A 13237-nucleotide genomic window follows, 5' to 3' on the forward strand; every position below is an offset into this window, starting at 1 on the left:
ATACATAGGGGGTGACATGCGCATTTGGTTGGCGGGTGTATTGGTGTGCGGGATTGTTTGCCCGTCCTTGGCGGCAGAAACGAGTTTCAACGCGCTGTACATACCGCCAAAAGGCGGCGCGGCCCCGAAAATTCTCGACTACGACACTGGCATGATGAGTTCTGTCTTGGGGACGTTTGAAGCGCGGCCCGCCGACTGCCCCAATGAAGCCTATTGGGTGCTTCTGAAAGACAAGAGCCTCGTCAACTGTGGCGACGGAAGCGCCTACCGCTTGGTGAAGCCTCCCGTCGCTTATTCCGGCTTTGAAGATGCGTTCAAGCTAGAAAAGATAACAGGCGACGGCACTGACGATGGTGGCCCAATGGCGCCAAAGGAGCCTGCTAAGTGACGGATATCTCCGACGAGGATTACCAGAAAAATCGCGCGAAACTTATAGAGGACGGGAAGGCTGTTACGGGCCGGATTAGCGACGCCTGCCGGTTGGTCGGCTTTGGCCTGCTGGCGGTTTTCTATGGAATTAAGACGGATGAGGGCGCTTTTGCCACCAGTATCAAGAGCGGACACGGATGTCTTTTTATGACCATAGGAGCTCTGGGCGTCCTTGCCATCGTTCTGGATTATTTACAGTACATGTTCGCCAACTGGTCCATAGAGGATGCCAAGAAGCGACCTGACCAGCTCTACGGCGAGAAGACGTTTTCCCGATTGGCAAGGACTGTCTGTTTCTACGCCAAACAATTGGTCATCCTCGCTGGATCCATTTCATTGGTTTGGTTGGTTGTGGCTTCCTAGTCAGTGTAAAAGATCTTGTCGTCCTTAGAGCCCTTCACAAGCGATATACTGTGAGTGCAATCCGATCGGTTGACGTAGCTTTCACTGCTGCGCGCAATTTCCTCGCCGTTTTTCGCGTAATAAATCCAATACCAATCCCCACTTTTGTCTTCTTTCTGCCAGTAACATGGATAGGTGACATCAGCCATGGAACGCTCTCCGCTTCGGCCGTATGGCCTTTCATTTACGCACGATGGGAAAGAATATGTATCCCACATCCTTGCACAGTCAGCGGACGCCGCCGCCGACCAATTGTCAAGTATGAGGCAGGCTATTCTAGTGGGGGAGCTTATCGAAGACGTTTCTGATTCTTGCACATCAGCTTTCGTGCCTTCTGCTTAGGCGTGACTGGCTTCACCAATCCGCCGATAGGTAAGGCGCTTGTCGCGGGCCATGCGAAGCAAATCTTCGGCGCGCTCTGCATCCGAGACTTTCAACGCCGTGCGGCGATTGTAGCGGAAATCGAACTCGGCAAGGTAGCGGTGCAAGTGGGCTTCGCCGCAATGCTGATAGACGCCGACCATGCCGCGCTTGAACACGGAAAACACGCCTTCAATCGTATTGGAGTGGATCGTCTCTTCGCCTTCGTAGCGCACGTATTCGCCGGCGGCATGATTGGTCGTCTTATGCGAAGCGTATTCCTCGCCAGTGCGCGTGTAGAGGCGCGACGAGTCGGTATAGAGCGTTGTATCGCGAGACACGTTGCGGACCAGCACATCGCGCACGATGGAGGCCGTGGCGTCGTTCAAATGGAACATGCGGGCTTTACCGCCGCGCTCGACCAGACCGACGACAATGCGCTTATGCGCGCCGCCGCCCTTGCCCTTCTTGGTGAAGGGGCGACCCTTGCGCTGCTCTGAAACGCGCGGCGTCTCGCGCTGGCCGATATAGGTCTCGTCGGCTTCAACGGTCTTGCCTTCGCCGCCCAGCGGACCGGCGGACTTAACGTCTTCCTTCATGGCTTCGCGAATGCGGTGCGCCATAAACCAAGCGGTCTTGTAGGTGACGCCGAGCATACGGTGTAGCTGGTGAGCGGACATGCCTTTCTTGGATGAGGCATACAGATGCGAAGCCAGCACCCACTTGTGCAGGCCGATCTTGGAACGCTCGAATACAGTGCCGACCGTGACAGAGAACGGCGCGCGGCATTCGTTGCACTTGTAGACGCCGGGGCGCGTGGACTTGCCCGCCAGTTTGGTAATGCGCTCAGGATTGGCATTGCCGCAATGAGGGCAGAACGGGCCGTGGGGCCAATGGATAGCCTCCAAATGCTCGCGGGCCTTGTCGGCGTCGTGGTAAATGGCGTTGGTCAGATCGAACATTGCGGTAACTCCTTGGATTCGTTATCACAAAATCCGTCTGGTACGTCAAGTATATAATTAGGAATTATTTCTTATTTGCCTTGACGGGTGAGGGCAGCTTTGCTATGATTTACCCATGGTGCTGATTTGCGCCAGCGACCCGCCCACAAGGCGGGTTTTGTGTTCTGATGCCCACAACGTGCGGATATCGGATGTCGGCGGGACAGCACCCCCCCCTCTGGCCTGCCGGACGTTCGTCGTTCGGAAAGCCAAGCAATTGGCTTTCCGTCCGCTGCGCGGACCACTCCTCAACCCCCACACGGGGGGGAGATCGGACTGCCGCCTTGCTTTCGCCAATCGTCAGCGCTGCAAATTGGTCGCGACCCTGGAGCTGCCAATCTCCCCCCTTGAGGGGGAGATGTCCGGCAGGACAGAGGGGGGCGTGAAGGAACGCTATCCTCGGTTCATTCTGCCTTATCCGCGAGGCCTCCCTTGTCCAACCGCTATGCCACCATCATCACCGACGATGACGGCCGCGAGGTCGTCAGCGCCATTGGCGTGTTCGAGGGCGCTGCCCCGCAGGCGCGCATCGGCCGTATCGAGCCGGTCGTGCCGGGCGTGCTGATCGGCATGGTTCGCGGCGGTCCCGTCGATGCCATCGGCGGCTTCGGCTTTCCGCGCGGCGCGCACGACGCAAGGGCGATCGCCAGGGCAAGCCTGAAAGCCCCGTCTGCCGGAAAGCGCCACGCGCCGGCCGCTGATGCAGCCCGCAAGGCCGCCCCAAAACGGTCAAGGGCAAAATCGGCACGGCGCAAGTCCGGCAAGATCAAGTCCGGCAAGATCAAGTCCGGCAAGATCAAGCGGGCAAGGTCGGCAAAGCAGGCGAAGCAGGCAGCGACCGCCGAGCCCGCCGGGATCTCGGATCATGGCTGACCGGACGGCGCCGCGTTCTCGTCCTGGCCGCAAGGCGACTGCCGCCGCTGCCAAGCCGAAGCGGACGAAGAAGACGCTTGGCGATGATTTCCTCGACGCGGTTCGCGCCGATTTCCGCGCCCATGGCGCCGGCGTCATTGCCGCGGTCCGGGCCGACAAGCCCGACCAGTATCTGAAGATCGTGCAATCGGTGCTGCCCAAGGATCTGGCCAAGGATTTGCATGTTTCATCTGACCTGGAAGCCCTGAGCGATGACGAGATCCGCCGCCGCATCCGCGGCCTCGAAGCCGTCCTCGGGCCGTTTGGCGACCAGCCTGAAGGCGCGCCGCCACTATCTGGCGCTGCTGCAGGAGCTGGACCGCAGGCGCAGGACTAACCAGCTTGCCGCCTACCGGCCTTATCCCAGGCAGGCGCAGTTTCACGCCGCCGGCGCGCAGAACCGGGAACGTCTGTTCATGGCCGGCAACCAGCTCGGCAAGACCAAGGCCGGCGGCGCCGAATGGGCCATGCATCTCACCGGCCGCTACCCCGCGTGGTGGCAGGGCAAGACCTTCGACACCCCCGTCAGGCTATGGGCTGCCGGCGTGACGGGCGAGGGCACGCGCGACAACCCGCAGCGCGTGCTGGTCGGCCCGCCGCAGCAGCAGGCGGCATGGGGCACCGGCATGATCCCGGCCAACGCCATTTTGCACACGACCATGGGCCGCGGCGCCCCGGGCGCGCTCGACAGCATCGTGGTGCGCTGGGGCGGCGGCGGCGACGTGCAGGCCGATGAATCGGTGCTTTCGTTCAAGAGCTATGAGAAGGGCCGCGAAAAGTGGCAGGGCGAAACCCTGCATGGCGTCTGGTTCGACGAGGAGCCGCCGCTCGATATCTATTCCGAAGGCCTGACCCGCACCAACGCCACCGGCGGCATCACCATCGTGACGTTCACGCCGCTGCTGGGCATGAGCGACGTGGTGTTGCGGTTCTTGACGGCGCAGGAGGTTCTCCCTTCCCCCCTTGTGGGGTGAGCAGCTGGTTCGCGAAGCGAATTCGTCGTGCCAGTGGCACGACGAAAGGCCGGCGAACGCCGGGACGCTGCGGAGCAGCGGGGACCCGGCGGGTTGGATCGGCCACCACCCGGCCCTTCGCAGGCTCAGGGCGTTCGAAGCTCGAAAAGCCAAGCAATTGGCTTTTCGTCCGCCACGCGGACCGCTTCTCACCCCACAAGGGGAGAAGGTAAGAACCGCCACGCCCGGCGCAAATATCGTGCGCGACAACATCATACGACATTACTTTGAATCAGTTCGGCAGGCTCTACGTCCTGTCACGTCGCTATCTTGACCCCGAGATCAGCGGCGCCTCAGGCGATTGCCGGCAATGATGATTGCCATACGGCGTGGTGCGATATCTGGTTGTGCTCGATGCAATCGGTTGCCAGTTTGCTGATTTCAGTATCGGCGGACGCCTGCGCCCATTCGACGAACGCGTCAACAACGACCAACCTCGCCCGGCTGGCCAGCCCCAGGCCGTAACGTCGCACTACCGGCTCTGAATGGTCGAGCATCGCACGGATCATGCCTGATGCATCATCTCGCCATTGCCCGGAGATATCGGCGATCGCCGAAAACGGCGTTTGCGGCCTGAGCAACGCGGCGTGCTGACGCGCAAGCTTTAACTGCCAGTCTTTTGCAAAGCGCACAAATTTGACGGCTCCCATGCGTACACCATCGTGATAATCATCAAGGGCAAACAACGCCTGCGCGAGATGCTGACCATCGTTCCGCGTACTGCATCGCAAGATAGACTCCACGGCATCGAAGCGCGTGCGCGGGTTGCTGTCCCCAAGCAGCGCGGCCAGCTCACCCACCATCGAACTTATGTTCTGGTTTTGAAAGGTGGCAATAAACGCACCCGCCGCTCGCGTCTCAGCATTGGCAGATGTCAGCAGGAGACGAAGGCTTTCCAACGGCACCGTCTTGCCGAGCTCGCCGAGAAGGTCGTTGGCAAGCGCGCCATCGTCATCATGCGGGGACGACAGCAGCCGCTCCAGCATCTCCTGACCTGTCATGGCATTTGTCGATTTGCCGAGTGGCAGCAGGATCTTACCGCCTTCGCTGAAAAAAAGATGAGCAACCTCGCTGTCCTCGGCGGACAGGCGCATCGCCTCGAATAGATCTGTCATGGCAAAGAGTGGCTGTCCCACCCGCGTAGAGTACAGGCCGCGCAGAATGCACCAGCCCAGACGCATCGATGTCGCCGATGCACGGCAAGACCTACCGCATAAAGCGATAAAGGAAAAGATGAGAGCGAAGCTTTCCCGTTTCGGCGCGTTGCGGAATTGCGAACCGCGACTAGACTGGTGGCCAGGTTGTCGAGGAACCAAGTCCATGAACAGGCGGCAGGTATTGACAGGCGGTTTGTCGTCGCTTGTCGTGTCGCCGGCGGGTGGTGCTGAGGTGTCAAAGCCCCAGGTGCCCAAATGGCGACCCTCGTTTTCACAACCCATCGATCGCATCGAGGAACGGTTCGGCTATTACTTCGACAGAGGCCGTGACTTTGCCATCCTTGAAAACGGCACCTGCGTGCTGACGGAAGCCGGCCTGTCCGATGAGGCGGCAGCCATGGCCGCCATCCAGACGCTTGCCATGATTTACAACTATCACCCGGACATGAAGCCGTCTGACATGGATGATGGCAACGTGCTGGTCAGCTACAATCATCCAGCCTTCAATGTCGTGCTTTCCGACGTTGCGAATGCGCATTGGCAAGAGATCGAGGCCCGCCACCAGGATGGGCTGGCTACGGGCGAGGTGCTGATCACGCCGCTGGGGCAGAATGTGTTCGATGAGCTCGGCAAAAAGGCGCTGCTTGGCAGGTGCTACATGTTCATGGATGCGCAGGCGCCAAAGGTGATCCGCATCAAACCCAGTTGATAAGTCGAATCAGGGGTATTTGGTGCCGGCAAGTTGCCTGGCACGACCTTCGGCGGTTGGCGATTTGCGCGTTAATGGGCCGCACAATATTTTCTCTCGACCGGTATACTGATATATATAGAGCATACAGGATTGATTGGGAGTGTCGGGGACGCAGACCTCGCGTTTGAACCCTGTTCCTGGATCGGTACGGGTTCTGCAGATTTTTTTACTAGTATCGTAAGGAACATTCGCCTGGCTGGTGCATGCCGATGCACTGGCGGCAATGCCGACAACGATTGCAATCCGAATCATGTGTTCCCCCAAGTCTTGGGTCAGCTTCGCATTGATGAGCGCTGGTATCAATGGCCACACTCTATTGGAGCATGCTTGCATGACCCGTCACGTCACCTTCATGACCATAGACGACGTCGAACACTATTCGCCGGACGAGCGTGCCGCGATCATCGCCGCCTATCCCGAACATGAGCGCGAAGCGAGGGCCAAGGGCATTCCGGTGCTGGGCTCCGGCCGCATCTTTCCGATTGCGGAGGAGCTGATTGCCTGCGAGCCGTTCCGGCTGCCGCGCTACTGGCCGCGGATCGGCGCCCTCGATTTCGGCTGGGACCATCCGTCGGCCGCGGTCGAGCTGGCCTGGGATACGGAGGCCGATGTCGTCTATATCTCCAAGGCGGCGCGGGCCTCGCAGCAGACGCCGGCCATGCAGGTACTGGCCCTGAAGCCGTGGGGCGAGTGGCTGCCCTGGGCCTGGCCGCGCGACGGCCGCCGCGAGACGCTGGAAGGGGCGGGCACCGCACTTGCCAGACAATATTCCGCGCATGGGCTGAACATGCTGTCGGGCCACGCCCGCTTCGCCGACGGCTCGGTCTCGGTCGAGGCCGGGCTGATGGAGATGCTCGACCGCATGCAGTCCGGCCGCTTCAAGGTGTTCTCGTCGCTGCTGCCCTGGTTCGAGGAATTTCGGCTTTACCATCGCAAGGACGGCAAGGTGGTGAAACTGCGCGACGATTTGATGGCCGCGACGCGCTATGGCGTGATGATGCTGCGGGAAGCGGTGGTTGATCCCGCGGAGTTCAAGAGCGCGAGGCGGACGACCGGGCAGAGTGATCCGCTGGGGGCGTTTCGGTGAGGGGCAAGCGCCCTCGATCTTTCCAAGAGTCTTCGATCCGACAAAGCCCGCGAGGCGGGCGGGCGAACGCGTGTGGTCCGGCCCTGCTGTGGTCGCCAGCGCTGCGCGCCTTTGTTCAAAGCCAGGGAGCAGCCAACAATGGTACACATCATCCCACTCTCCGTTGGTCGGCGACGGCTCGATACGGGGAACGCAGTGCAGTATCCGCAAGGGTCGCCCATCGGCGGCGCCATGCAGGGTTTTGGCGACGAGCTTTCCGCACTGGCCGAGCACTACCGGAAGATGACAGAGCGACAGGAGGCCTTCGACGCCGAGATCGCACGCCGCCAATTCAACGGCCGGATCGCGTTGGCCGAAGACGAGCTGGCGGCGAAGGCGCCGGCCGACGGCGCGGGCATGCACGAGGCCATGTACGGCCAGCTGGACCCGTATGACGGCCGAGCGGTGAAGCCCGGTCTGTTCGACAAGATGTTCGGCGAGGTCTTGCCGAGCATGCCCGAAAGCCAACGCGCCAACTTTGCCAAGCAGAAGGAGGCGATGCGCATGGCAGGCGCGGTGCGCATGGCGCAGCGGCAGCTCCAGCGGCGCAAGGATTATGAACAGAACCAATGGTCCGGGGTCCAGCGCGCCGACCTTGACGCCATCGCTCAAAGCAATCCCAACGACACTGTGGCTTTTAACGCCGCTCGCCGGCGCGGCCTCGATGTTCCACTACCAGAGGACTACTATTCAGCTTGGCCGTAAAATAGATCCATATCGGTGCCGCTCAGAAAGGGCCACCTCTTTATTAGGCGGTGTCCTTTATTGTGAAAACAATCATCATCCGTTCAGCTACGGCGCGCAGCCAACATCAACAAAATTTAGTAGTGGTTCGACGCCTTCATCGTCCCGAACGGTATAGAATGCATCTGGGTAAGTTTCAGCGGACCTCCAATTGAAGTTCTTGACTGTATCCGGACCTACCGCAAACATATAGGAAGGCATCGGACCACTGATAAATCCGTGGTCGCCCTCTTTCGTCACCAGCTCCGCCGCCGTGGCCGGCTGCAAAAGCTTCTTATCCGCCGTGAAGGCGGCTTTACCGGAACCTTGTCTGATGACGGTCACGACAATCCCCGACTCGAGTTCCTTGAAGAGCACGCCCTTTGGGCAGCTTTGCCACAGAGTGTCCGTCTTATCCACGTCGTCCGACTGAGCCGCGCCAAATGGCAACGCAAACACCGCCATCGCGGCGAGAATGAGCGATCGCAACGATACCTCCTATGGTTGTATTTGGAACGTTATAGCCCTGTTATGGTTGTGGCAAGCGCTGCGAAAGCATCGACGTCATCTTCCGACGCCTTTGATGGCAGGATTCCGAGGGTCTTCGCAACGCTGCCTCGCGCGGGATGGGATATCCATGGCCGTCCGCATCATTCCCGCCACGCTGCGCGATCTCTCCTACATCGCCGCCAATCTGCGTGCCGAGGACCGGGCCGAGATCGACTGCCAGCTTGACCATTGGTCGCCGGCCCTGCTGGCGGTCACCGCGCTGCAGGGCTTTGCCTATGTTGCCGAGCTAGACGGCAATCCGGAGGCCGGCTTTGGCGCTGCCGAACAGCGCGGCGGGCTGTGGATCGCCTGGAGCTGGGGCACGCGCCGCATGAAGCGCTGTGTGCCTGGGATTACCGCGCATTTTCATGCTGTGCTGGGGCCGCAGGTCGCGGCGCGGGGCGCGTGGCGGGTCGAGGCGCGGGCGCTCGCCGCCAACGAACTGGCTCTGCGCTGGCTCGGCCGGCTCGGCGCCACCCAACGCTGCCGGTTGCCTGGATATGGCCGCAACGGCGAAGATTTTTTCCTCTACGACTGGACAAGAGAAGGCTGGAACCATGTGTCTCTTTCAAAAGCCGCCGGCGCTGAAGCCGCTGCCACCGACCCCGACCATTGAAGACAAGGACGTGCAGGCGCGCGAGGCCGCCCTGCGGACTGAACTCGAACAGCGCCAGGGCACGGCGGCGACGGTGAAAACCGACCTCGCGCCCGGCAACCTCACCGGCCAGCGCCGCGTTCTGCTGGGGGTATGACCATGACCGCGATGAAACGCAGTTTCAGCAAGCGCGTGCTGGCGTGGTGGTACTGGCGACGGCATGCCAGGCTGGTGAGAAGGCGGTGACGCATCTTACCCTCCCCCTTGTGGGGAGGGTCGTAGGCTGAGCCGCACGGTACGTGCGGTTCAGCCTGCGGGGTGGGGTCTGCGCTGCACCCCAACCCCGTCTCCCTCGCTTTGCTTTGCAAAGCGAACTCGCCGACCCTCCCCACAAGGGGGAGGGTGTAGCAATTCGTCATCTCTCAGCGGCTTGACAATCGCTCCTCAGGCGCCATGCTGCAGTGCAACATGGCTAGCTACGAAACCAGCGTCATCAAGTCGTCGCGCATCGAATGCCTGGACGGGCTTCGCGCGCTTGCGGCGATCTGGGTGCTGGTCGGGCACTGCATGCTTTTGACCGGCTGGCAAGTTCCGATCGTCGGCGAGCCGGATCTCGGCGTCGGCCTGTTCATCATGCTGTCCGGCTTCCTGATGGTGTTCCACTATCAGCTGCGCCAGGAAAAGGAGCCTTGGCAAAGACCGGAAACCTGGCTGAAATTCTGGACGCGCCGCTATTTCAGGATCGCGCCGCTGTTCTATGTCATGCTTTTCCTGGCGCTGGCGCTTGGCCCCTATCTCTACGATTGCAGGATCATCATCGACGAGTTCCTCTCCAGATCGCACCAGGCGCCGGAACGCTACCTCGACGGCAGCCTGAAAAACATCGTCGCTCATCTCACCTTCCTGTTTGGGCTGGTGCCGAACCTCGCCTATCGCACGCCGCTGCCTGACTGGAGCCTGGGGCTGGAGATGCAGTTCTATGCCATGTTCCCGGCCGTCATGCTGCTGGTGCGCAAGCTGGACTGGATCAGGAGCGCCCTTGTGGTCGCGGCGGCCGGCTGCGTCATTGTATTTGCGATGCGGCTGTTGTCGATCCATTTTCCGATGCCGTCCTTTCTGCCGCTCAAGATACAGATATTCCTGTGCGGGATGCTGCTGGCCGGAGTCGTGCATCAGAGCCAGCCGCGATCTATCCTGTACTTGGCACTGGCGCTGCTGCTGGCGGCGCTGCCCTTTGGCGGCGACCAGGGGCTGGGCAAGCTCCTGGTGCGCGAAGCGCTGGTGGCGGGCTTCTTTGCCTTGGTTCTCTACCGCATGCTGCCTGGAAGGGCGGGAACGCTGGCGCGAGCGATCGCCGTGACGCTCAGCAACCGGTTCTTCCACCTGATGGGCGAGCTTTCCTTCAGCATCTACCTGATCCATCTGCTGGTGCTGCAGCCCGTCGCGGCGTTCGTCATCAGTGAGTTCGGCCACCAATTGTCGGCGCCGCTGCGCTTCGCCATCGTCGTTGCCGTTGTGCTGCCGACGGTGACGTTGCTGTCCTGGATCACCTACACTTTGATCGAGGTCCCCGGCCAGAAGGCGGGCCGCTTCGTCGTCCAGCGCTTTGGCCGGAAAACTGCGCCGGTGCTCGAGGGCATCAAGCGCAGCGCGTAGTCGGCTGACTCTGCCGATCTCCCCCCTCGAGGGGGAGATGTCGCCGAAGGCGACAGAGGGGGTCGGTGCGACCGGACGCGACCTCCCAACACCGACAGATGACGCTAGCGCTCTACGCGAGACGACCTTCTGGCCTGCCAGCCATCTCCCCCTCAAGGCGGGAGATTAGCTGCTTCGCCGTCCATTCACATCCTACCCAGCGAGCCCCCTCATGACCGATTCCCGTGCCCGCGATATCCTGTCTCGCCAATCCGAGCTCGAGACCGAGCGCTCTCAGTACGAGGCGGTGTGGGAGCAGGTGGCGGAATTTTGCGATCCCGATGCGCCCGATGTCTGGAGCGGCCGCAGGAGCGGCGGACCGGATTCGCAGGCCGAGCGGCAGGAGCGGCGCGGTGCCCGCGTCTATGCCAACACCATCAACTCGGCCGCCAATCGCCTCGCCGCCGGGCTCGAAAGCCTGATCATCCCGCAGTCGGAAAAATGGCACGGGCTGACCACCGCAGAAATGAACGACGAGGAGACCGATGAGGAGAAGGAATGGGCGGAGGGCTTGCGCGACTTCCTGTTTGCGCTGCGCTATTCCGCCAACTCCAATTTCGTGCCGGCCACGCAGGCCTGCCTGCGCAATGTCGTGCGCTATGGCCCGGCCTATCTCTATGCCGAGGAAGGCTTTGGCGGCACGCTGATCCGCTATGCCTCGATCCCCGTGGTCGAGGGCTATCTCGACCGCAACCGCTGGGGCCAGGTCGACATTTTCCACCGCCGCTACGAGCGCACGGCAAGACAGGCGGCGCAGCTGCTCGGCTACGAAAAAATGCCGGCGCGGATCAAGATGCTGGTCGACGATCCCGCCAAATGCGAGACGAAAATCTCGCTGATCCAGTGCATCCAGCCGCGCGACGAGCGCAAGATGTACCGGCTTTCCGGCGACTACCAGTATCTCGACACGGCATTCGCCTCCTATCACGTCATCGAGGACGAGGAGGAGATCGTCAGGGAAAGCGGTTTCCGCTCCTTCCCGGTGTCGACATTCAACTGGCGCCGCTACGAGGGCGATCCCTATGGTATCTCGCCGACCATCGAGGCGCTGACGACGGTGCGCGAGGAAAACGCGGTGCGCCGCTCGGGCCTGCGCGCCCTGCAGCAGATCACCGATCCGGCAACCGCGTCCAAGGCCAGGCTCGATTATGTCCCGGTGCTCAACCCCGGTGAGAATTATCCCGGCCTCATCGACGACAATGGAAGGCCGCTGATCCAGCCGATCGCGACCGGACAGAACCCGACCTATGCCTTCAACTATGCGGCGAGCCGGGCGGAGGAAATCCGCGACATGATGTTCGTCAATTTGTTCCAGACGCTGGTGCAGAACCCGCAGATGACGGCGACGGAGGCGCTAATCCGCCAGGAGGAAAAGGGCGCGCTGCTCGGCCCCTCGGGCTCGATCATCCAGGCCGGGTTTGCCAGCAATCTCGACCGCGAGCTCGGCATTTTGGAAGACAAGGGCCTCTATGACGAGGACAGCCGCTTCGCGCCGCCGGAAAGCCTCGCCGGCAAGTCGGTGCGGCCGACCTTCACCGGCCCGCTCGATGTGCTCAGGCGCTCGGCCGAAGCGCGCGACACCATCCAGGTGGTGACGACGGCCATGCAGATGGCGCAGTTCGATCCCGGCATCATGGACAATATCGACGGCGACGAGGCGCTGAAGATCGTGCAGAGCGCCGGCCGCAGCCCGCAGCGCATCTTTCGGCGCAAGGAGGAGGTGGAGGGTCTGCGTGGAGCAAGAGCACAGGCCCAACAGGCACAGGCCGGCATGGCGGCGATCGCCTCCGCCGGCAAGGTCGCCAAGGACGCGGTGCCGGCAGCGGTGCAGGCGCGCGACAGCGGGTTACTCGATGCATTGATGCTGCAGGCGGGCGCCGGCGGGCAAGCGACGGCCGTGCCGGCCGCGCCGGGCGCTGGCGGGAAGGCGACGGCCGTTCCGGCCGCGCCGGGGCAGGGCGCATGAGCGCCAAACGCTTCGCCCGCGCCAGTCAGGCCGGCGGCCCCGCCAAGGCGCGCGACGCGCTGACCAAGGCCTATCTCAGGGTGTTCTCCGGCGAGGACGGCGAAATGGTGCTGGCCGACCTCGCGGCAACCGTCGGCTACTACCGCCGCCCGTCCTATGGCGAGTGGATGGCCAGGACGAGGACGCCCAACGGCTTCGAACTGCACAGCGCGCTCAGCAACGCGCGGGCAGAAGTCGTGCAGCACATAATGGGGTTTCTGACGCTGGACGAGACGCAGCTGGCTGCGCTGGAGAAGGCGGCACGGGCGGAAGGGTAGGCGGCATCCGCAAAGCTGCCAATCTCCCCCCGTGTGGGGGAGATGTCCGGCAGGACAGAGGGGGGGCGCTGTCCCGCTAGCGTTTGCCGTGATTGCAGCTGCTCCAGGCAATATTTCGGGATATGCCTCCGGACCTGGCCACAAATGCACATGTCGCAGACGGCATGCCGATCCCCTCGGCTGGCCGTTTCTGGCCTTTAGATCCGGCCGGGATCATTCTTTTTCATCCCTTCCTCGACCA

General features: G+C 61.9%; 17 protein-coding genes. 13 read left to right on the forward strand and 4 right to left on the reverse strand.

The annotated features are described in order from the left end of the window. The first annotated feature begins 16 nt into the window (after window positions 1-16). Both ACYG9Z_RS24135 and ACYG9Z_RS24140 read left to right on the forward strand, forming a co-directional pair. Window positions 17-388 carry a hypothetical protein gene (locus ACYG9Z_RS24135; protein ID WP_023753164.1) on the forward strand — a complete coding sequence of 124 codons (372 nt, stop codon included), beginning with the start codon at window positions 17-19 and terminating at the stop codon, window positions 386-388. Next, entirely contained in the window at window positions 385-792 is a 408-nt protein-coding gene (locus tag ACYG9Z_RS24140; RefSeq protein WP_023753163.1) for a hypothetical protein, read from the forward strand. The genes ACYG9Z_RS24135 and ACYG9Z_RS24140 overlap by 4 nt, the downstream gene beginning before the upstream one ends. Here ACYG9Z_RS24140 and ACYG9Z_RS24145 read toward each other — a convergent pair. Both ACYG9Z_RS24145 and ACYG9Z_RS24150 read right to left on the reverse strand, forming a co-directional pair. Further along, entirely contained in the window at window positions 789-980 is a 192-nt protein-coding gene (locus tag ACYG9Z_RS24145; RefSeq protein WP_031244290.1) for a YegP family protein, read from the reverse strand. The genes ACYG9Z_RS24140 and ACYG9Z_RS24145 overlap by 4 nt on opposite strands. A gap of 189 nt (window positions 981-1169) precedes the next feature. Next, window positions 1170-2153 carry an IS1595 family transposase gene (locus tag ACYG9Z_RS24150; RefSeq protein WP_023753162.1) on the reverse strand — a complete coding sequence of 328 codons (984 nt, stop codon included), beginning with the start codon at window positions 2151-2153 and terminating at the stop codon, window positions 1170-1172. 471 nt (window positions 2154-2624) lie between these two features. Here ACYG9Z_RS24150 and ACYG9Z_RS24155 point away from each other — a divergent pair, with 471 nt between their 5' ends. The 3 genes from ACYG9Z_RS24155 to ACYG9Z_RS24165 are packed head-to-tail and all read left to right on the forward strand — an operon-like array spanning window position 2625 to window position 4078. After that, a complete protein-coding gene (locus tag ACYG9Z_RS24155) occupies window positions 2625-3065 on the forward strand; it encodes a hypothetical protein (RefSeq protein ID WP_023753161.1) in 441 nt (146 codons plus the stop codon). Beyond that, window positions 3058-3441: a hypothetical protein gene (locus ACYG9Z_RS24160; RefSeq protein WP_023747786.1), complete on the forward strand. Its 384-nt coding sequence runs from the start codon at window positions 3058-3060 to the stop codon at window positions 3439-3441. The genes ACYG9Z_RS24155 and ACYG9Z_RS24160 overlap by 8 nt, the downstream gene beginning before the upstream one ends. Further along, the gene (locus tag ACYG9Z_RS24165) at window positions 3368-4078 is read left to right on the forward strand and encodes a terminase large subunit domain-containing protein (protein ID WP_023753160.1); all 711 of its coding nucleotides are present in this window, start codon (window positions 3368-3370) and stop codon (window positions 4076-4078) included. Before ACYG9Z_RS24160 ends, ACYG9Z_RS24165 begins: the two co-directional genes overlap by 74 nt. 332 nt (window positions 4079-4410) lie before the next feature. Here ACYG9Z_RS24165 and ACYG9Z_RS24170 read toward each other — a convergent pair whose 3' ends face one another. After that, window positions 4411-5298 (reverse strand): HEAT repeat domain-containing protein, encoded by an 888-nt coding sequence (locus tag ACYG9Z_RS24170; RefSeq protein ID WP_023753159.1) that lies wholly within the window; start codon window positions 5296-5298, stop codon window positions 4411-4413. A 139-nt stretch (window positions 5299-5437) separates the two neighbouring features. Between ACYG9Z_RS24170 and ACYG9Z_RS24175 the strand changes: the two genes are divergently transcribed. The 3 genes from ACYG9Z_RS24175 to ACYG9Z_RS24185 all read left to right on the forward strand — a co-directional run bounded on the left by ACYG9Z_RS24175 (window position 5438) and on the right by ACYG9Z_RS24185 (window position 7856). Further along, on the forward strand, window positions 5438-5983 hold the full coding sequence (locus ACYG9Z_RS24175; RefSeq protein WP_023734733.1) for a hypothetical protein: 546 nt from the start codon (window positions 5438-5440) through the stop codon (window positions 5981-5983). 373 nt (window positions 5984-6356) lie between these two features. Beyond that, on the forward strand, window positions 6357-7112 hold the full coding sequence (locus ACYG9Z_RS24180) for a phage terminase large subunit family protein (RefSeq protein ID WP_023753158.1): 756 nt from the start codon (window positions 6357-6359) through the stop codon (window positions 7110-7112). Between the two features lie 138 nt (window positions 7113-7250). Then, window positions 7251-7856, forward strand: coding sequence for a hypothetical protein (locus ACYG9Z_RS24185; RefSeq protein WP_156931624.1), 606 nt, complete (start codon window positions 7251-7253; stop codon window positions 7854-7856). Window positions 7857-7943: 87 nt separating this feature from the next. Here the strand turns inward: ACYG9Z_RS24185 and ACYG9Z_RS24190 are convergent, their stop codons facing one another. Beyond that, the gene (locus ACYG9Z_RS24190; protein ID WP_156929835.1) at window positions 7944-8363 is read right to left on the reverse strand and encodes a hypothetical protein; all 420 of its coding nucleotides are present in this window, start codon (window positions 8361-8363) and stop codon (window positions 7944-7946) included. A 148-nt stretch (window positions 8364-8511) separates the two neighbouring features. On the opposite strand from ACYG9Z_RS24190, the gene ACYG9Z_RS24195 reads away from it, so the two are divergent. From ACYG9Z_RS24195 to ACYG9Z_RS24215, 5 genes are all read left to right on the forward strand, one after another. Beyond that, entirely contained in the window at window positions 8512-9039 is a 528-nt protein-coding gene (locus ACYG9Z_RS24195) for a hypothetical protein (RefSeq protein WP_023693735.1), read from the forward strand. Between the two features lie 10 nt (window positions 9040-9049). Continuing rightward, on the forward strand, window positions 9050-9175 hold the full coding sequence (locus ACYG9Z_RS24200) for a hypothetical protein (protein WP_023693734.1): 126 nt from the start codon (window positions 9050-9052) through the stop codon (window positions 9173-9175). Between the two features lie 311 nt (window positions 9176-9486). Beyond that, a complete protein-coding gene (locus ACYG9Z_RS24205) occupies window positions 9487-10674 on the forward strand; it encodes an acyltransferase family protein (RefSeq protein ID WP_031244286.1) in 1188 nt (395 codons plus the stop codon). A gap of 211 nt (window positions 10675-10885) precedes the next feature. Next, window positions 10886-12679, forward strand: coding sequence for a portal protein (locus ACYG9Z_RS24210; RefSeq protein WP_460222855.1), 1794 nt, complete (start codon window positions 10886-10888; stop codon window positions 12677-12679). Next, a complete protein-coding gene (locus ACYG9Z_RS24215; RefSeq protein ID WP_031194382.1) occupies window positions 12676-12996 on the forward strand; it encodes a Bbp19 family protein in 321 nt (106 codons plus the stop codon). Before ACYG9Z_RS24210 ends, ACYG9Z_RS24215 begins: the two co-directional genes overlap by 4 nt. Window positions 12997-13237: the final 241 nt, after the last annotated feature.

It is taken from the genome of Mesorhizobium sp. RSR380A, from assembly GCF_054719385.1.